The sequence below is a fragment of the Variovorax boronicumulans genome, from assembly GCF_009811375.1.
GTDB lineage: Bacteria > Pseudomonadota > Gammaproteobacteria > Burkholderiales > Burkholderiaceae_C > Variovorax > Variovorax boronicumulans.
Genome location: NZ_BKDH01000001.1, coordinates 601,328 through 618,881, shown reverse-complemented (window position 1 = coordinate 618,881; position 17,554 = coordinate 601,328). Strand labels below are relative to the sequence as shown.

The following is a 17,554-nucleotide window of genomic DNA, read 5'->3' as shown; positions in this document are numbered from 1 at the left end:
TTCTCCGTTCAGGCCGGCGCGAAGGCTTCGCCCAGCGACTTCTCGAGCGGCCGGTACAGCTCGGGCATGAACATGGTGCGCGACAGCAGCAGCCGCGCGCGTGGCGCCACCAGCACGCGCAGCCGCGCGCCCTGGCGCACATGCGCCGACACCACGGGCTGGCCGTCGTCCGAGAAGGTCATGATCAGGTCGGGAAAGCGCGCGATGCGCTCGCCGCCCTGCGCCAGCAGCATGTACTCGTTGATGAAGCGCAGCGTGGTGCCGGCCGCGTCGTCGAGCTCGACCACGCCGACGTCCAGCCCTTCCTGCTGCTCGCAGCGGTAGCTGCGCACCGTGCCCTCGGCGACGAGGCGGCCGTCGAGCGAACGGGCCACGGCATCGACGCCGCCGTCCAGGAAGGCCTGGCCCAGCGCGATGGCGTGGCTGATGGCGCCCGGCGCGCCGTGCTGGCGCGCGTAGCCCACGGTCACGGGGTTGCGCGCCACGGCCACGAGGCCGCCCGCCTCCACCGAGGCGCGGCGCACCACGGCCGAGGTCTGTTCGAGCCGGCCCGACACCACGCCTTCGACATAACGGTGCGGCTCGCCGCCCGCGTAGGCCTGCACCGAGAGGTAGTCGGGCTCGGTGTGCAGGCCCAGCGCGCCCATCACGCTCGAGGGGTGGGCGCGGCCGTTGCACGCGAGGTCGATCACGGGCAGGCCGGTCATGGCGGCGTGAAACCAGCCGTTGACCGTGGTCTCGGCGCCGTTCTCGTTGGCATGCAACGCGACCAGCTTCTGGCCCGCCGGCAGCTCGCGCCGCAGCAGCTCCAGCGTGCGCAGCAGGTGCGCCGGCTGCACGTGCGGGTCGGGCGCGGCCGGCGCACCCACGAGGGCCATGGTGGCGGTGAGCGCGGCGTCGTCGAACTCGTCGACGCTCCACAGCTGCGGCGTGCCGACCTGCAGCGCCAGCCGCGCGGCGCGCTCGCCGGCCGCAATGAGCCCGCCGCCCCCGCCGCCGAGGATGGCGCCGCCCCAGATGGCCGCGCGGACGTCGTCGCTGGTCAGATTGCGTTTCATGGATTCGATTCCTGTGTGTGTGATGAAAGGAAAGAAGGAGAACTACTTGCGCAGGCTCTTCACCGCGCCCGAGAAGAAGCTGTACAGCGCGTCGCCCGCGATGACGCCGCCGGCGAACACCTCGAGCCGTTCGCGCGCAGCGGCGCCGAGCACGGCATGCACCGCGAGCCGGCAAGCGATGCCGGCGGCGACCATCCAGCCGGCCATCGGGCTGGCGATGAGCAGGCCGGTGGCGAACAGCACGCCCAGCTGCTGGCGCGGCCCGCCCGCCAGCTGCAGCAGCGCGCCGGGCACGGCCCACAGCGCCAGGTTGCGCGCGGTCTCGCCCGAGATGCCGGCCTTGATCGCGGCCACGTAGGCGGCGTTGATCGGCGCGGTCTGGTGGTTGGCGAAGAACAGCGGGTAGGCGCAGGCCACCACCACGATCGCCACGCCGAAGCCGACCATGCCGGCGATCATCTGTTCGCGCCGGCCTTCGAGTTCGAAGGCCGAGCCCGAGGCCTCGCCGCGCAGCAGGTGGCCGGCCTTGAGGTCGTAGCCCATGTCCGCAAAGGCCGGGCCGGTGGCGGCCGAGAAGCCGGCCAGCACCACCAGCGCCTCGGGCGGAAAGCCGATCAGGATGCCCAGCAGCAGCGAGATCAGCGCCACCGCGAAGGCCGGGAACCAGCCCGAGTGCATGGCCGCGATGCCCACGATGAGCTCGTGCACGAAGGCCGCGAAGGTGCCGTACACGATGAACAAGGCCAGCATGCCCGGCGACATGCCGGTGTAGATGCCGGTGCCCGCGCACAGCAGCACCATGATCGCGAGGTAGCCCGCGCCGCCCAGCTTGAGCGAGCGGCCGAGCACGCTGGCGCCGCGCGCCTCGGCCAGCGCCTCTTTCGTCGCGGCGGTGCTGTCAGTGTCGGCCGCGCGCCCGTGCTTCTTCAGCACCACGCGCGCCACCTGCACCAGCGCGACGAGGCCGGCGCCGATCATCATCCCGTGCGGCACGTAGCGCGTGCCGATGTCGAAGCCGAACAGCGGCGCCGAATAGCCGCGCACCAGCAGCCCGATGCCGAAGGCGGTCATGGCGCCGAGCCCGCCGATCAGCGCCACGCCGAAGGCCGACATCGGCAGCTTGAACACCGCGCCCGCCACGCCGGTGGCCAGCCCGCCCAGCAGCAGCCAGGCCTGCTTGCCGCCGCTGTCGCCTGCCTTGATGGCCTCGGCCGCGGCGATGCCCAGCGGCCACGGGTTCTTGGCCGGGAAGGCCGGCGTGTCGAACATGCGGTACAGCAGCCAGGCGTCGAGCAGCATCGCCAGGCTCACGCCGATGAGCATCGGCACCACCATCTGCGGCAGGCCGAACAGGAAAGGAATGCCGATCGGCAGGAACAGGCTGTTGGCCGCGCCGAAGGTGGCCGACGAGATGCTCGTCTGCGCCAGGTTCTGCGCATGCACCGAGCGAAAGCCCCGGAACATGGCCAGCGGCACGCGCGCCAGCGTCATGGCCGCGAGCGCGCCGATCAGCGAGGTGCTCGGCGTGATGCCCAGGCTGGCCAGCATCTGGATGCCGACGATGGCGCCGAACACGCTCAGCACCACCGTGAGGATCAGGTTGGCGGGCGCGAGCGCCTTGGGATGCAGCGCGGCCGGCGGCGGCGCGGTGTGCCCGGCGCCCTCGTCTTCCAGCGGCGCGACGGCGGTCACTTCATGGTGCATGGTCATTCCTTGTTAGTTCCATATTTTGGAACCATGTCCAATAAACTTGGACTGAATGATAAAACCGTACTTTCGGCTGTCAAGCGGGCGTTCACCCGGGTCGGCCGAAAAGACGCACCGGCGCCGAACCTATGATTCCCACCCCAACCTATCGAACACGATGAGCACCCTTGCCAACGCCATGGACGTCCTGAAGCTGATCGCGCGGCTGCGCCGCGACATCACGGTGACGGACGTCGTGACCGAGTTGGGCCTGCCCAAGAGCTCGGCCTCGCGCACGCTGAGCATGATGGCCGGCTACGGCTTCCTGGACCGCGACGCGGCCACGCGCGCCTACCGCCCGGGCGGCGTGATCATGGAAGCCTCGTACCACTTCCGCGCCTCGCGCAACACGGCCTCGCTGGTCGAGGAGGCGCTCGACGCGCTGGTGCGCGAGACGGGCTGCACGGGCTACATCAACGTGCTGGACGGCACCGACACGCTCGTGATCCAAATGCGCACCGGCGCCGGCGCGCTGCAGATCTACACGCCGCCGGGCAGCCGTGCCCCGGCCTACTCGAGCGCCATGGGCCGCGCGCTGCTGGCGCGCCTGGACGACGACGAAGTGGGCGCCCTGATCGGCACCAAGCTCGACCAGGGCCGCGGCCACGCACCGAAGACGCGCAAGGACCTGCTGGCGCGCCTGGCCGTGATCCGCGACACCGGCTGGGCCCTGTCGCGCGGCGAGTACGTGACCAACGTGGCGGGTATCTCGTCGGCGGTGCTCGACCCCGCCACGCGCCAGACCTACGCCTTCGGCATCGCGCTGCCCGCGGAGCAGCTGTCGGAAGCGCTGGTGGAGCGCTTCGGCGCCACCGTGCGCGACGCGGCCAGCAGTGTGGGCAAGCGCGTGGGCGATCCGTACTGGCTGGGCTTCGGGGCGACGACGCCGACCTGAGCACCGCGCCGGCGCAAGCCGCACGCCCCGCCGCGTTCACCGCTGCGGGGCTTTTTTCGTCCGCCGCATCCTGAGGCGTGGGTGCGCCAAGGCGGTGCTTCCGGGGGCCCGAACGCCCTTTCCAGAAGCCTCCAACCACCATTTCGGCTGGCATGCAATCTGCTAATACCCTGAGCAGATATTTCTCATATCTTACTAATATATTTAAAAACCAAGCCCTCAAGCCCTGGTTTCGACCGCTGTCCGCAGCGCCCTTTTCTTCTTTTTTCGAGGTACGCGTTCATGAGCAATCCCCGCTGGCAAGGCATCTTCCCCGCCATCACCACCAAGTTCCACGCCGACGAAAGCATCGACGCCGAGGGCACCGCCCGCCACATCGACTTCCAGATCCGCAACGGCATCCACGGCCTCGTCACCTGCGGCTCGCTCGGTGAAGCCAGCACGCTGACGCTGGAAGAAAAGCTGCAGGTCGCCAAGATTGCCCTGGAAGCCGCCGACGGCCGCATCCCCGTGCTGGCCAACGTCTCGGAGACCAGCACCCGCGAAGCCCTGCGCTACGTCGACGGCGCCAACAAGCTGGGCGTGGCCGGCTACATGGTCATGCCTTCGGTGATCTACGTGGCCGACGCGCGCGAAGCGATGCTCAACGTGCGCACCATCGCCAACGCGGCCCAGAAACCCATCATGGTCTACAACAACCCGGTGGCCTACCGCGTGGACCTCAAGCCCCAACACATGGTCGAGCTGGCCGACTGCGAGTGGATCGCGGCGATCAAGGAGAGCACCGACGACATCCGTCGCATCACCGACCTGCGCAACACGGTGGGCGACCGCTACCAGCTGTTCCTGGGCGTGGACGACCTGGCCTACGAAGGCCTGGCGCTGGGCTGCGACGGCCTGCTGGCCGGTGTCGGTTGCGCCTTCCCGCGCGAGACGGTCGCGCTGTACGACCTGATGAAGGCGGGCAAGTTTGCCGAAGCCCTGAAGCTGTACCAGTGGATGACGCCGATGCTGCACCTGGACGTGTCGACCAAGCTGGTGCAGAACCTCAAGCTCATCGACCTGCTGGTGGGCGTGGGCACCGAGCACATGCGCCGCCCGCGCCTGCCGCTCATCGGCGAGGAGCGCGCCTTCATCGAGAAGGTCGTCGCCAAGGCGCTGGCCACGCGGCCCGCGCAGTACCAGTCGGTCATGTAATCGCCGCGCGCACGACGCACCGCAAGGCCCAGAACACCATGCAAGAAAACGCCTTGAAAGAAAGCGGCGGCCTGTCCCGCCGCGTGCTCGACGCGTCGGACTTCGTCCTGCGCTGCGAGCGCCACCTGCTCAGCAGCCTCATGGGGTTGCTCATCGTGCTGGTGCTGCTGAACGTGGTCACGCGCTACGGCGGCTTTCCGCTCTACTGGGTGGACGAGGCCTCGGTGTACTGCGTGGTCTGGCTCACCTTCATCGGTGCGTCGGCGATGACGCGGCTGCGGCTGGACTTTGCGGTGACCCTGCTCACCGACAAGCTCGGCACCCGGGCCGCGCGCGTCGCCAAGGCCAGCGCCTCGGGCGGCGTGCTGCTGCTCGGGCAGGCCCTGCTCGCGATGTGCTGGCTGTGGATGGACCCGGCGGGCATCGTGCGCCACGGCTTCGACGCGAAGGAATTCGCGGCCGAGAGCTTCAACTTTCTCTACACCGAGCGCACGCAGACGCTCGACTGGCCGACGTGGGTGGTGCAGCTCATCCTGCCGATCTTCGCGCTCACCCTCAGCGTGCATGCGCTGGCCAACCTCTTCGAAGACCTCGGCCTGCAGCCCAAGCGCACGCACGACGAGTTCCATGTCGCCAACGCGGACGCCGTGAACTGAAATGCTGACCTCTGCCTTCTTCCTGCTGATCATGCTGGTCGGCGTGCCGATCGGTGCCTGCCTGTGCCTGTCGGGCATCGTCTACATCCTCAACTCGGGCGACACGGTGCTGTTCCAGTCGTTCCCGGTGCAGATGTTCGGCGGCGTCGACAGCTACAGCCTCATTGCGATTCCGCTGTTCATCCTCATCGGCGAGATCATGAACGGCGGCGGCATCACGCGGCGCCTCGTCGACCTCGCGCTGGCCTTCATCGGCTCGGTGAAAGGCGGCCTGGCCTACGTGAACATCCTGGCGAACATGCTGGTGTCGTCGATCATCGGCTCGGCCACCGCGCAGGTGGCGATCATGAGCCAGATCATGGTGCCCGAGATGGAGAAGCAGGGCTACGACAAGACCTTCGCGGCCGGCATCACGGTGTACGGCGGCATGCTCGGCCCGATCATTCCGCCCTCGGTGATGTTCGTGGTGTACAGCGTGCTCGCGCAGGTGGCGGTGGGCGACATGCTCATCGCGGGGATCATCCCCGGCGTGATCCTCACGGTGCTGTTCTTCATCGTCATCGCCGGCATGGGCGTGATCTACAACTACCCGCGCACCGAAAAGCGCACCGCCCGCCAGCGGCTGCACACGATCCTCACGGCCTGCCCGACGCTGCTCATTCCCATCGTGATCGTCGGCTCGATTCTCGGCGGCTTGGCCAACCCCACCGAATCGGCGGCGGTGGGCGCAGTGGCGGCGGTGCTGGTGGGGCGCTACGTGACCAAGGAATTCCGCTTCGCGATGATTCCGCAGATCCTTCTGAAGTCGGCGATCTACTCGGCGGTGGTGCTGTTCCTGGTGGCGGCGGCCGCGGTGTTCTCGTGGCTGCTGATCTACGGCAAGGTGCCGCAGGCCACGGCCGCATGGATTCAGACCGTGGCGAAGGACCCGATCGCCTTCCTGCTGCTGGTGAATGTGATCCTGCTGGTGATCGGCACCGTGATCGACGGCATTCCCGGTCTCATCATGACCGTGCCGATCCTCTTGCCCATCGCGACGGAGATCTACGGCATCGACCCGCGCCACTTCGGCGTGGTGGTGGTGATCAACCTCGTGCTCGGGCTGATGACGCCGCCGGTGGGGCTGAGCTTCTTCGTGGCGTCGGCGGTGACCGGCGCCAAGCCCGGAAAGATGTTCATCGTCACGCTGCCCTTCTTCCTGATCTGCTGCGTGGCGCTGGTGCTGCTGTCGCTGTTCCCGAGTCTGTCCCTGGCGCTCATCAAGTAAGCGCTGATCCGCGTTCCCGTTCATTCACCTCACCCCACAGGAGCTTCGCATGCCCCTCTCCCGCCGCCAGTTCGTCCAGGCCGCCGCCGGCACCGCCGCCGCGTCGACCACCCTCTTCGGCACCGTGTCGCGTGCCGCCGCCGCCAAGGAATTCCGCCTGGGCCTCATCACGCCCGCGGGCCACTCGTGGAACCGCGCCGCGGTGAGCTTCGGCGAGGCGCTGAAGAAGGCCACCGACGGCCGCCTGAGCGCCACGGTGTTCCATTCGGGCCAGCTCGGCAACGAGTCGGCCATGATGCAGCAGCTGCAGTCGGGCGCGCTCGACATGGGCTGGATTCAAGCCGCCGAACTCGGCTCGCGCGTGGCGAGCGTGGCGGCCATCAATGCGCCCTACCTCGTGCGCTCGACCACCAACGTCGCCTCGCTCGTGCGCACGTCCGCGGCGCTCAAGCTGCTCGACGTGCTGCCGCGCGAGACCGGCACCATCGGCCTGGGCTGGGGCATCACCGGCATGCGCGTGGTGTTCGCGACCAAGGACATCGCCTCGCCCACCGACCTGAAGGGCATGAAGCTGCGCATCAACCCCACGCCGGTGTACCGCGACTTCTACCAATTGCTGGGCGCTGCGCCCACGCCCATTCCCACACCGGGCGTGTTCGACGCCATGTCCAACGGCCAGGTCGACGGGCTCGAAGCCGACATCGAGTTCTCGTGGAACCAGCGCTTCGACCGCGTCTCGAAAACGCTGCTGCCGATGAACGCGCTGTTCATGCCCTTCGCGCCGCTGGTGTCGGGCCGCATCTGGCAGACGCTCGACGCGAAGGACAAGGCGCTCATCACCGACCTCGTGAAGCAGCAGCTCGACGCGCAGATCAAGGACATCGTGACCACCGAGCTGGGCCTCATCGACAAGTTCAAGGCCAGCGGCATCGCGATCAAGAACGCCAGCAACTACAACCCCGCGCCGGTCATCGCCGAATTCGACAAGGTCTGGCTGCCCAAGGCGCCGCAGATCGCCGAGCTGCGCAAGATCGGCGCCGCGCTCTGACGGCGGTCCACGGCCCGGATTCCCAGGCGCGGTGCACGCCGCACACGCCCTGGGCGGGCCACGCACCTCGGTGATTCACCGGAAGGGTTCGCACCAATCGCGTGCGGGCACCGTTTTTGCTTGAATGCCGAAGCATTCACATTCACGGAACCCGCATGAACAAGCGTCAACTGATCCAGTCCTTCCTCGCCGCCTCGGCCCTCAGCTTCGGCCTGTCTTCGGCCATGGCCCAGAGCCCGACGCCGATCAAGTTCCAGCTCGACTGGCGTTTCGAAGGACCGGCCGCGCTGTTCCTGCACCCCGCGGCCAAGGGCTACTTCAAGGCCGCCGGCCTGGACGTGACCATCGACGCCGGCAACGGCTCGGGCGGCACCGTGACGCGCGTGGCCTCGGGCGCCTACGACATGGGCTTTGCCGACCTCGCGGCGCTGATGGAGTTCCACGCCAACAACCCCGACAGCCCGAACAAGCCGGTGGCCGTGATGATGGTCTACAACAACACACCGGCCTCGGTCATGGCGCTCAAGAAGAGCGGCATCACCAAGCCGGCCGACCTCGCCGGCAAGAAGCTGGGCGCGCCGGTGTTCGACGCCGGCCGCCGCGCGTTCCCGATCTTCGCCAAGGCCAACAACATCGGTGCCGTGAACTGGACCGCCATGGACCCGACGCTGCGCGAGACCATGCTGGTGCGCGGCGACATCGACGCCATCACGGGCTTCACGTTCACCTCGCTGCTCAACCTGGAAGCGCGCGGCGCCAAGGCGGCCGACGTGGTGATCCTGCCCTACCCCGACTACGGCGTGAAGCTGTATGGCAACGTGATCATCGCCTCGCCCAAGCTGCTCAAGGACAACCCGGCGGCGGTGAAGAAGTTCCTCTCGGCCTTTGCCAAGGGCGCCAAGGAAGTCATCGCCAACCCGGCCCTGGGCATCGAGTCGGTGAAGGCGCGCGACGGCATCATCGACAGCAAGCTCGAGACGCGCCGCCTGCAACTGGCCATCGACACCGTCATCAACAGCGCCGACGCGCGCACCGACGGCTTCGGCGCCGTCAACGCGGGCCGCATGTCGCTCATGGCCTCGCAGGTCTCCGACGCCTTCAACACCAAGACGCGCGTGAGCCCCGACGCCGTGTGGACCGCGGCCATGCTCCCGCCCGCGGCCGAGCTCAGCGGAATCCTGCGCAAGTGATGGCGGCCGGCGCAACGACACCCGACGCAGCCGCCCCCTTCGTCGATTTCCAGGACGTCTGGCTCGCCTACAACGAAGAGTTGCTGCGCGCCAACCACTTCGCGGTCGAGGCCATCGACCTGAAGGTGACGCGCGGCGAGTTCATCGCCATCGTCGGCCCCTCGGGCTGCGGCAAGTCGACCTTCATGAAGCTCACCACGGGGCTGAAGATGCCCTCGATGGGCAAGATCCGCATCGACGGCCAGCCCGTGACCGGGCCGCTGAAGATCTCGGGCATGGCCTTCCAGGCGCCTTCGCTGCTGCCGTGGCGCACCACGGTCGACAACGTGCTGCTGCCGCTGGAAATCGTCGAGCCCTACCGCTCGAACTTCAAAGCGAAACGCAAGGAATACGAAGAGCGCGCCCGCCGCCTGCTGCAGAAGGTCGGCCTGGGCGGCTACGAGGACAAGTTTCCGTGGCAGCTCTCGGGCGGCATGCAGCAGCGCGCGAGCATCTGCCGCGCGCTCATCCACGAGCCCAAGATGCTGCTGCTGGACGAGCCCTTCGGCGCGCTCGACGCGTTCACGCGCGAGGAGCTGTGGTGCATCCTGCGCGACCTGTGGACCGAGCAGCAGTTCAACGTGATCCTGGTCACGCACGACCTGCGCGAGTCGGTGTTCCTGGCCGACACGGTGTACGTGATGAGCAAGAGCCCCGGGCGCTTCGTGGTCAAGCGCGAGATCGACCTGCCGCGCCCGCGCGAGCTGGAGCTGACCTACACCAAGGAGTTCACCGACATCGTGCTCGAGTTGCGCGGCCACATCGGCGCCATCCGCGGCAACGCCACCACCCCCTCCGCCGCGGCGGCGGCGCACTGAGGAGGCGGCAATGAAAAACAGCAAACAACTCGAGCGCTGGTCGCCGTGGCTGCTGCTCGTGGCGGTGCTCCTGCTGTGGCAGGTGATCTGCGCGGGCTTCGGCGTGTCGGACTTCATCTTTCCCAGCCCGCTGCGCATCTGGGAGCAGTTCTGGGAGTTCAAGGAAATCATCGCGGGCCACGCGTGGCGCACCTTCTGGGTCACGATGGCGGGCTTTGGCCTGGCGATCGTGGTGGGCGTGCTGCTGGGCTTCGTGATCGGCAGCTCGCGCCTGGCCTATGCGGCGATCTACCCGCTCATGACGGCCTTCAACGCCCTGCCCAAGGCGGCCTTCGTGCCGATCCTGGTTGTGTGGTTCGGCATCGGCATCGGGCCGGCGATCCTCACGGCGTTTCTGATCAGCTTCTTCCCGATCATGGTGAACATCGCGACCGGCCTGGCCACGCTCGAGCCCGAGCTGGAAGACGTGCTGCGCGTGCTGGGTGCCAAGCGCTGGGACGTGCTCATCAAGATCGGCCTGCCGCGCTCCATGCCCTACTTCTTCGGCTCGCTGAAGGTGGCGATCACGCTGGCCTTCGTCGGCACCACGGTGTCGGAGATGACCGCCGCCAACGAGGGCATCGGCTACCTGCTGATCTCGGCCGGCTCGGCCATGCAGATGGGCCTGGCCTTCGCGGGCCTGATGGTGGTGGGTGCGATGGCGATGATCATGTATGAGCTGTTCAGCCTCATCGAGAAGCACACGACAGGCTGGGCGCACCGCGGCTCGCAGAACGCATAAATAATGGGGGCATGACCCCCGAACAGATCACCCGCGCGCTGCGTCGCGCCGACGCCGTGGCGCGACGCGCCATGGCCATGGGCCGCCACCCCTTCGGCGCCGTGCTCGTCGCACCCGACGGCGAGACCGTTCTCGCCGAGCAGGGCAACATCGACACGGTGCACCACGCGGAGGCCACGCTCGCGCGCCACGCGGCGCAGAACTGGCCGCCCGAGTACCTGTGGCAGTGCACGCTGGTGACCACCTTCGAGCCCTGCGCCATGTGCGCGGGCACGAGCTACTGGGCCAACATCGGGCGCGTGGTGTACGGCGCGGAGGAATCGGCGCTGCTCGCACTCACCGGCGACCACCCCGAGAACCCGACGCTGAGCCTGCCCTGCCGCGAGGTCTTCGCGCGCGGACAGAAACCCGTCGAGGTGATCGGCCCCGTGCCCGAGGTGGCCGACGAGATGATCGCCACGCACCGGGGGTTCTGGGAATCGCGCTAGTGGACCCGCACGGCGTGTTCGCGCCTTACCTGGAACGCTGGAACCTCACCCCCGACGGCGAGGCCTTCACTTCGCTGAGCGGCACGCTGCTGCCCGTGCGCCAGCAGGGCGTGGCGGCCATGCTCAAGGTGTCGCACGAGGCCGAGGAGCAGGCGGGCAGCCTGTTGATGGCCTGGTGGAACGGCGACGGCGCCGCGCCCGTGCTGGCCCATGACGGCGAAGCCTTGCTGATGGTGCGCGCGCAAGGCACTGCCTCGCTGCCGCAGATGGTTCACGAAGGCCACGACGACGAGGCCACGCGCATCCTGTGCGCCGCCGCCGCGCGCCTGCACGCCCCGCGCGACACGCCGCCGCCCCCGACGCTGGTGCCGCTCTCGCGCTGGTTCGAATCGCTGTGGGCCGGCGCGGCCACGCACGGCGGCGTCTTCGACCACAGCGCACGCACCGCACGCGAACTGCTGACCGCACCGCGCGACGTGGTCGTGCTGCATGGCGACATTCACCACGGCAACGTGCTCGACTTCGGCCCGGCCGGCTGGCTCGCCATCGACCCCAAGGGCCTGCACGGCGAGCGCGGCTTCGACCACGCGAACATCCTGTGCAATCCGGACGGCGAGAGCGCATTGGCGCCGGGGCGCTTCGCGCGCCGCATCGAGGTCATCGCGGAGGCCACGGGCATCGAGCGGCGGCGACTGTTGCAATGGGTGCTGGCGTGGGCCGGACTGTCGTCGGTGTGGATGCTGGAAGACGGCGAGGCGCCCGGGAGCACGCTGGAGGTGGCGAAGCTGGCGGCTGCGGCGCTCGGGATCGCCGGCTAGATTCGGACGCATGTCTCGCCCCCACTCTTACCTCGATGTCCTCGCGCGGGTTCTGGCGCTGCCGCTGTCGGAAGGCCTTCCGTCTTCTGACGAGCGCTTTCATGCGGCATCGGCGGGTGCGGATGCGCTGATCGTCGATGTCGAGAAGCGCCGCTACCACCGCGTGCCCGATGCGCGTCCTCAGCGCTTCGATGACACGGCGCATGACGGCGTCGCGCAGGCAGCGCTGCAGCTTGAACACCGCGATGGCATCCGCACGATCGCGCTGGCCGCCCAGGACGACAGTTTCTGGACGCCGCTGCCCGATCCGCGCGTGATCGGCCTGCCGCGCATCGTGCAGCGGCACGACACGGCGTGGACGTCTCCGGCACCGCCGCCTTCAAATGCCCCTTCACGAACCAGCATCACCGACTGGCTGGGTTCGCTGGTCGCGCTGGCGGTGCTGGCCTTCTTTGCCGCCTTCGGTTTCAACGCACTGCGCTGGTCGTTGAGTGGAGGTCGGAACCTGCTGTGGCTGTTGGTGGGGCTGCCGGTGTTTCCGATCTTCACTGTGCTGACGCTCGTGGCCGCCTACACCCTTGTGCGACGCACCGTGCCGCCACCACGGCGCCGGGCACTGGAAGCGATTCACGTCGATCGTGGTGAAAGCTTTCGCCTCGGCGAGCCGATGGCGTTCAGGGTCGATGCCATGGTGCCGGTGTCCGTCGATGGCCAGCCCGCGCAGGCACCGCCGCAGATCCTCGCGGACCTCATCGTCCAGACCCTGAACGATCCGGCGGACGGTGATTGGTCGTTGAGGGATCAGTTCTGGGGCACGGGCAGTGCCGATGCTGCGCCATCGACGCCCACCGGCACAGGCGAACGCCGCGTGCACTATGCCGGCAGCGTGACAGCCACTCGCAGGACACCGCGCGCAGCACAGGAGCGTTGGTACCTGAAGCTTTCCACCAGCCTGGAAACGGGTGTCGAGCCTTTTCACATCGCCAGCCTTGCCACGCCTCCGTTGATCGCCCCCTACCAGATGGTGCAGCCTCCGGACCGCCAAGCGCAACTCGAGGCCCTGCTGCACAACACGGCATCGGACCTGATCCACGAGGCCTACAACGGCGAAGACGGCACGGCACTTCGCGACGACTTCACGCCCGAAGAGTGCCGAGCGGTGTTCACCATCGACGCCGACGCGCTGGTCGACCATGCGATGGCCACCCGCTGGTACGAAGGCAGGATCAGGGCCGAGCGAATCAGCAGCGATGGCTGCTTCTACATGCTGAAGGAAGGTCCGGCCTTCCAACTCATGTACACCGAGCGCCATGAGACCGTGACGGTGTGCGAGTCACCTGATCTGCGCAGCGTGGTGGGGCGCTACCTTTTCGCAGAGCATCTTTTTGTCGACCATCTGGCGGGTGCGGAAACGATCAAGGTGCTGCGGCCCCGCATCTACTAACCCAGCCGCAGCGACGCCTCATCCCGCCAATAGGCCACCGCCGCCAGCCACCCTTCCCACACGCACCCATTGCAGCCGCGCCCGCAGCAGGTGGTGGGCTCCGGCGGCGGCGCACGCATCGCCACCCCTTCGGCATCGAGCATCGCCTGCACGCGCGCGATCAGCGCTTGCGCGCCGGCAAGGTTCGTGGGTTCGGGCAGCCGGTCGATGGCGTTCATGACAAGCGGCTCCTCTTCAGGCCTCGAGGTTCATCAGTTCGAGCCGCATCTTCGCGCCGCCCGATTCGCTCGAGCCGATGCTCAGCTGGCCGCGATGCAGCCGCGCCACCTCGGCCACGAGGTGCAAGCCCAGCCCGGCGCCGCGCCCGCGCGGCACGAGCCGGTGGAACGGCGCCACCACGCGCTCGCGGTCGGCCTCGGGGATGCCGGGGCCCGAGTCGCGCACCTCGATGCACGAGGGCTCGCACAGCCGCACCTGGATGTCGCAGCCCGGCCCGCCGTGCTCGATGGCGTTCTGGATCAGGTTGGTGAGCGCGCGTTCCAGCGAGGGCGCATCGCCGCGCACCGTGAGCGGCTGCGGCGCGTCGACCGACAGCGTGCAGCGGCTGCGGATCGCGAGCGGCGCGATGTCGGCCGCCACGCGCTCGCACAGCGACTTCAGCTCCACCTGCTGGTCCAGCGACAGGCCGTGGTCGAGCCGCTGCAGGTCGAGCAGCTGCTCGGCCAGCGTGGCCAGCCGCGCCGAGGCCTGCATGAGCTTCATCTTCAGCGGGTCGTTGGGCAGGCCTTCGAGATGGATCTGCAGCGTGGTGATCGGCGTGCGCAGCTCGTGCGCGGCATCGGCCAGGAAGCGCTCCTGCCGGTCGTAGCCTTCATTGAGTCGGTCGAAGGCGCGGTTGACCGCGTTGACCAGCGGGCGGATCTCGCTGGCCACGTTGGCCAGCGGCAGGCGGGTGGTGCGCTCGTGCACGTCGATGCCCTCGGCATGCTCCGCCGTGGCCACCACGCCCTTCAGGCCGCGCTTCACGACGAACGGCGTCGCCAGGATCACGCCCAGGCAGGTCACGAGCGCCATCGGCGCCACCAGGAACAGGAAGGCGATGCCGGTGCCCTTGAGCGTGTTCTCCACCGTGAGCGGGCCGCCGGTCTGCGCCATCACGACCACCGGGCCGGCGCGCGATTCGATGCGCTCGAAGCGGGCCTTGGGGCGGGTGCCGTCGCTCTCGGGATCGATGGCCACGCGCTCGGTGTCGTCGAGCGCATCGAGCAGCCGCAGGTAGGTGGGCGGCACCTCGCCGTGGCGCAGCTGCACGCCGTTCGGGTCGCGCACGATGAACCAGAACTGCGGGTCGGCCTTCTGCAGCCGCCGCAGCGCGCTCGTGGGCTCGACCACCAGCTGGCCGTCGGCGCCGCGCATCAGGGCGCGCTGGATGGCGGCCACCGTCTCGTGGCCGGTCTCGTCGACCACGCGGCCCAACGCCCACGCCAGCCCGAGGAAGCCGCCCATCACCAGCAGGCCGACCACCACCTGCAAGAGGATCAGGCTCCAGATCAGCCGCCAGCGCAGCGAAAGCAAACTGAGGCTCATGCCGACTGCGGCGCGCACATCAGGTAGCCCACACCGCGGATCGCATGGATCTCGACCTGCGCGCCCGCCTTGTCGAGCTTCGAGCGCAGGCGCGAGACGTGCGTGTCGAGCGCGTTCGACTGGATGTCGTCCTTGTGGCCGTACACGCGGTCCTGCAGGGCCTCTCGCAGCACGGTGCGGCCGCGGTGTTCGAGCAGCGTCTCGAGCACCAGCAGCTCGCGCCGCGGCAGCGTGAGGCAGGCCTCGCCCACATGGGCCTGGCGCGTGTGGTGGTCGAAGCGCAGCTGCCCGAGCGTCATGATGAAGTTGGCGCGCACCGCGGGGCGGCGTGCCAGCGCGCGCACGCGGGCCAGCAGCTCGTCCATCGAGAAGGGCTTGGCCAGGTAGTCGTCGGCGCCGCCGTCCAGGCTCAGCACGCGCTCGGCCACGTCGGTCATGGCGGTGAGCACGAGCACGGCGCAGGCGATGTGGTTCTGCGCGAGGAACGCGACGAGCGAGAGGCCGTCGCCGTCGGGCAGGCCGCGGTCGAGCACGACCACGTCGTAGGGCGCGCCGAGCGCGGCCTCCTCGGCCGCGCGCAGCGAGCTCGCCACATCGACCACCGCCTGGTTCTGGCGCAGCGCCGACGCGAGCGCCTGCGCCAGGTCGGCTTCGTCTTCGACAAGCAGGATTCTCATGGGGGGGATGGGGAGGGACCGGACAGGCGGGTGATTCTAGAGAGCCCTCGCATGAGGTAACGCAATGTTCACGCAATGCATGCGCCTACGCTGTGGCGCTTCCCTCTCCTGAAAGCGCACCGGTGACGCTGCCCTCCCGCCCGAACCCCGCCGCCCTCCCCGTCACGCCCTGGCACCTGGCGCTGGGGCAGCGCTTCGCCACGCTGTGGGTCGTGAAGATGATCGGCACCACGCTCGGCATCTCGGGCTTCTTCGTCCTGTACTTCTGGGTGATGCATCACCCGCCCTCGGTGCCGACGGTGATGCCGCTCACGGCCATCGACCACTGGGTGGACGTGAGCGACGACGCGATGCTGCTGTACAGCTCGCTGTGGTTCTACATCTCGCTCGCCCCGGCCTTCACGAAAAACAAGGCCGAGCTGTGGGCCTGCGCACGCGGGGCCGCGCTCATGGCCGCCATCGGCCTGGCGGTGTTCTGGTGCTTTCCGACGGTCGTGCCGAGCTTTGCGATCGACTGGTCGCAGTACCCGGCGCTGCAGTTCCTCAAGAGCGCCGATGCGGGCGGCAATGCCTTCCCGTCGCTGCATGTGGCCTTCGCCGTGTTCGCGGCCGTGTGGCTCGGCCGCCAGCTGCGCAGCGTGCAGGCGCCCGCGTGGACGCAATGGGTGAACGTGCTGTGGGCCGCGGGGATCGTCTACTCGACGCTGGCCACGCGCCAGCACGTGCTGCTCGACGTGCTCGGTGGTGTGCTGCTGGCGGGCCTGGTGTGCTGGCGGCGTGCGCCGCGTGCACGTTTGATACTGGCTGAGGCCTGAGCAGAGCTGTCAGGCTGGATCCTTCAAGAACCACCGCGGAACCGGCTTTGCCGGGCCGCCGGTGGTGCCCCCGGTAGGGGGTTGGCGCAGCGACACGAAGTGCGCGTAGCCTGGGGGCGAGCCTAGTTCACCAGAAGATCCAGAGGGCGAGGCCGCCGAAGATCGTCCACTTCACGAGGTAGTACGCGCGCTTGTCCCAGGCCTTCAGCCGCTTGCCGACCACGCGGATCTGGTAGATGTACTTGAAGGCGCGGTTCAGGCCGCCCGTCTTGTCGCCCGCATCGTTGGGCGAGGCGGCGGCGGCCAGCAGGTTCTTCGCGAACCAGCGATTCACGGCGCTGGCCCAGCGGTACTTGAGCGGGCGCTCGATGTCGCAGAACAGGATCACGCGGTCGTGGTCCGTGGTGTTCTCGGCGTAGTGGATGTAGGTCTCGTCGAACACCACGGCCTCGCCGTCGCGCCAGTGGTAGCGCTGGCCGTCCACGTCGATATAGCAGCCTTCGACGCCCGGCGTCCACAGGCCCAGGTGATAACGCAGCGAACCGGCGAACGGGTCGCGGTGGCGCACGAGGCGGCTGCCCGGGGGCAGCTCGGCGAACATCGCGGCCTTGATGGTGCCGATGCCTTTGAGCAGCTCGGTGGTGCGCGGGCACAGCACGGCGGCCGAGGGGTGCGCATCGTCGTACCACTTCAGGTAGAAGCGCTTCCAGCCGCTCTTGAAGAAGGAGTTGAAGCCCACGTCGTTGAACTGGCTCGAGGCCTTGATGCTGCCGCCGTTGCGCATGGCCAGCGCCTCTTCGCGGATCACTTCCCAGTTTTCCTCGAGGATGCGCATCTCGGGGAACTGCGCAGGCGACAGGTACGGCGTACCGGGCACCTTCGAGAAAAGGTACATGAAGACGTTCAGCGGCGCCAGGAAGGTCGAGTGATCAGAGAGCTGTCTGAAGAACTTGTGCCGGACCTGGCCACGGAAGTGAACGTAGAGTGCGCTGAGCACGAAGATGGCAAGAATGACCCACTTCATTGGTGA

Annotated in this window: 18 protein-coding genes; 12 read left to right on the top strand and 6 right to left on the bottom strand. The window is 68.3% G+C overall.

The genetic code is table 11. From position 1 onward, the window contains the following. Positions 1-8: 8 nt before the first annotated feature. Together VHAB30_RS02930 and VHAB30_RS02925 are read right to left on the bottom strand one after the other, a co-directional pair. On the bottom strand, positions 9-1,058 hold the full coding sequence (locus VHAB30_RS02930; protein ID WP_159275744.1) for an S-methyl thiohydantoin desulfurase domain-containing protein: 1,050 nt from the start codon (positions 1,056-1,058) through the stop codon (positions 9-11). Between the two features lie 42 nt (positions 1,059-1,100). Continuing rightward, the gene (locus VHAB30_RS02925) at positions 1,101-2,762 is read right to left on the bottom strand and encodes an OPT/YSL family transporter (RefSeq protein WP_159275743.1); all 1,662 of its coding nucleotides are present in this window, start codon (positions 2,760-2,762) and stop codon (positions 1,101-1,103) included. Positions 2,763-2,922: 160 nt separating this feature from the next. Here VHAB30_RS02925 and VHAB30_RS02920 point away from each other — a divergent pair, with 160 nt between their 5' ends. The 11 genes from VHAB30_RS02920 (at position 2,923) to VHAB30_RS02870 (ending at position 13,445) form a co-directional block, all read left to right on the top strand. After that, positions 2,923-3,699: an IclR family transcriptional regulator gene (locus VHAB30_RS02920; RefSeq protein ID WP_159275742.1), complete on the top strand. Its 777-nt coding sequence runs from the start codon at positions 2,923-2,925 to the stop codon at positions 3,697-3,699. A gap of 282 nt (positions 3,700-3,981) precedes the next feature. Further along, the gene (locus tag VHAB30_RS02915; protein ID WP_062473360.1) at positions 3,982-4,896 is read left to right on the top strand and encodes a dihydrodipicolinate synthase family protein; all 915 of its coding nucleotides are present in this window, start codon (positions 3,982-3,984) and stop codon (positions 4,894-4,896) included. Positions 4,897-4,934: 38 nt separating this feature from the next. Continuing rightward, a complete protein-coding gene (locus VHAB30_RS02910) occupies positions 4,935-5,552 on the top strand; it encodes a TRAP transporter small permease (protein WP_159275741.1) in 618 nt (205 codons plus the stop codon). Position 5,553: 1 nt separating this feature from the next. Further along, the gene (locus VHAB30_RS02905; RefSeq protein ID WP_062473357.1) at positions 5,554-6,819 is read left to right on the top strand and encodes a TRAP transporter large permease; all 1,266 of its coding nucleotides are present in this window, start codon (positions 5,554-5,556) and stop codon (positions 6,817-6,819) included. 49 nt (positions 6,820-6,868) lie between these two features. Further along, the gene (locus VHAB30_RS02900) at positions 6,869-7,867 is read left to right on the top strand and encodes a TRAP transporter substrate-binding protein (RefSeq protein WP_159275740.1); all 999 of its coding nucleotides are present in this window, start codon (positions 6,869-6,871) and stop codon (positions 7,865-7,867) included. 155 nt (positions 7,868-8,022) lie between these two features. Beyond that, positions 8,023-9,057, top strand: a complete 1,035-nt coding sequence (locus VHAB30_RS02895) for an ABC transporter substrate-binding protein (RefSeq protein ID WP_062473355.1) — start codon at positions 8,023-8,025, stop codon at positions 9,055-9,057. Further along, positions 9,057-9,914, top strand: a complete 858-nt coding sequence (locus tag VHAB30_RS02890) for an ABC transporter ATP-binding protein (RefSeq protein ID WP_070062386.1) — start codon at positions 9,057-9,059, stop codon at positions 9,912-9,914. Before VHAB30_RS02895 ends, VHAB30_RS02890 begins: the two co-directional genes overlap by 1 nt. A 10-nt stretch (positions 9,915-9,924) precedes the next feature. Then, positions 9,925-10,695: an ABC transporter permease gene (locus tag VHAB30_RS02885; RefSeq protein WP_139702026.1), complete on the top strand. Its 771-nt coding sequence runs from the start codon at positions 9,925-9,927 to the stop codon at positions 10,693-10,695. 11 nt (positions 10,696-10,706) lie between these two features. Continuing rightward, positions 10,707-11,183: a nucleoside deaminase gene (locus VHAB30_RS02880; RefSeq protein WP_159275739.1), complete on the top strand. Its 477-nt coding sequence runs from the start codon at positions 10,707-10,709 to the stop codon at positions 11,181-11,183. Then, entirely contained in the window at positions 11,183-12,001 is an 819-nt protein-coding gene (locus tag VHAB30_RS02875) for an aminoglycoside phosphotransferase family protein (RefSeq protein WP_235926400.1), read from the top strand. Before VHAB30_RS02880 ends, VHAB30_RS02875 begins: the two co-directional genes overlap by 1 nt. 10 nt (positions 12,002-12,011) lie before the next feature. Further along, entirely contained in the window at positions 12,012-13,445 is a 1,434-nt protein-coding gene (locus tag VHAB30_RS02870) for a hypothetical protein (protein WP_159275738.1), read from the top strand. Here VHAB30_RS02870 and VHAB30_RS02865 read toward each other — a convergent pair. The 3 genes from VHAB30_RS02865 to VHAB30_RS02855 are packed head-to-tail and all read right to left on the bottom strand — an operon-like array spanning position 13,442 to position 15,709. Next, positions 13,442-13,663 carry an oxidoreductase-like domain-containing protein gene (locus VHAB30_RS02865; protein ID WP_095746351.1) on the bottom strand — a complete coding sequence of 74 codons (222 nt, stop codon included), beginning with the start codon at positions 13,661-13,663 and terminating at the stop codon, positions 13,442-13,444. The genes VHAB30_RS02870 and VHAB30_RS02865 overlap by 4 nt on opposite strands. Positions 13,664-13,679: 16 nt before the next feature. Beyond that, positions 13,680-15,032, bottom strand: coding sequence for a sensor histidine kinase (locus VHAB30_RS02860; RefSeq protein ID WP_159275737.1), 1,353 nt, complete (start codon positions 15,030-15,032; stop codon positions 13,680-13,682). Continuing rightward, positions 15,029-15,709: a response regulator gene (locus VHAB30_RS02855; RefSeq protein ID WP_062473345.1), complete on the bottom strand. Its 681-nt coding sequence runs from the start codon at positions 15,707-15,709 to the stop codon at positions 15,029-15,031. The genes VHAB30_RS02860 and VHAB30_RS02855 overlap by 4 nt, the downstream gene beginning before the upstream one ends. 122 nt (positions 15,710-15,831) lie before the next feature. Between VHAB30_RS02855 and VHAB30_RS02850 the strand changes: the two genes are divergently transcribed. Beyond that, positions 15,832-16,524, top strand: coding sequence for a phosphatase PAP2 family protein (locus VHAB30_RS02850; protein WP_223301405.1), 693 nt, complete (start codon positions 15,832-15,834; stop codon positions 16,522-16,524). A gap of 127 nt (positions 16,525-16,651) precedes the next feature. On the opposite strand, the gene lpxO is transcribed toward VHAB30_RS02850, so the two are convergent. Continuing rightward, positions 16,652-17,548, bottom strand: coding sequence for a lipid A hydroxylase LpxO (gene lpxO, locus VHAB30_RS02845; protein WP_159275736.1), 897 nt, complete (start codon positions 17,546-17,548; stop codon positions 16,652-16,654). Positions 17,549-17,554: the final 6 nt, after the last annotated feature.

Bases quoted from the DNA above. Each gene is read 5' to 3' on its own strand.
- VHAB30_RS02925 (WP_159275743.1), bottom strand. From the start codon at position 2,762: ATGCACCATGAAGTGACCGCCGTCGCGCCGCTGGAAGACGAGGGCGCC.
- VHAB30_RS02910 (WP_159275741.1), top strand. From the start codon at position 4,935: ATGCAAGAAAACGCCTTGAAAGAAAGCGGCGGCCTGTCCCGCCGCGTG.
- VHAB30_RS02920 (WP_159275742.1), top strand. From the start codon at position 2,923: ATGAGCACCCTTGCCAACGCCATGGACGTCCTGAAGCTGATCGCGCGG.
- VHAB30_RS02860 (WP_159275737.1), bottom strand. From the start codon at position 15,032: ATGAGCCTCAGTTTGCTTTCGCTGCGCTGGCGGCTGATCTGGAGCCTG.
- VHAB30_RS02890 (WP_070062386.1), top strand. From the start codon at position 9,057: ATGGCGGCCGGCGCAACGACACCCGACGCAGCCGCCCCCTTCGTCGAT.
- VHAB30_RS02885 (WP_139702026.1), top strand. From the start codon at position 9,925: ATGAAAAACAGCAAACAACTCGAGCGCTGGTCGCCGTGGCTGCTGCTC.
- lpxO (WP_159275736.1), bottom strand. From the start codon at position 17,548: ATGAAGTGGGTCATTCTTGCCATCTTCGTGCTCAGCGCACTCTACGTT.
- VHAB30_RS02855 (WP_062473345.1), bottom strand. From the start codon at position 15,709: ATGAGAATCCTGCTTGTCGAAGACGAAGCCGACCTGGCGCAGGCGCTC.
- VHAB30_RS02900 (WP_159275740.1), top strand. From the start codon at position 6,869: ATGCCCCTCTCCCGCCGCCAGTTCGTCCAGGCCGCCGCCGGCACCGCC.
- VHAB30_RS02880 (WP_159275739.1), top strand. From the start codon at position 10,707: ATGACCCCCGAACAGATCACCCGCGCGCTGCGTCGCGCCGACGCCGTG.
- VHAB30_RS02905 (WP_062473357.1), top strand. From the start codon at position 5,554: ATGCTGACCTCTGCCTTCTTCCTGCTGATCATGCTGGTCGGCGTGCCG.
- VHAB30_RS02895 (WP_062473355.1), top strand. From the start codon at position 8,023: ATGAACAAGCGTCAACTGATCCAGTCCTTCCTCGCCGCCTCGGCCCTC.
- VHAB30_RS02865 (WP_095746351.1), bottom strand. From the start codon at position 13,663: ATGAACGCCATCGACCGGCTGCCCGAACCCACGAACCTTGCCGGCGCG.
- VHAB30_RS02930 (WP_159275744.1), bottom strand. From the start codon at position 1,058: ATGAAACGCAATCTGACCAGCGACGACGTCCGCGCGGCCATCTGGGGC.
- VHAB30_RS02870 (WP_159275738.1), top strand. From the start codon at position 12,012: ATGTCTCGCCCCCACTCTTACCTCGATGTCCTCGCGCGGGTTCTGGCG.
- VHAB30_RS02915 (WP_062473360.1), top strand. From the start codon at position 3,982: ATGAGCAATCCCCGCTGGCAAGGCATCTTCCCCGCCATCACCACCAAG.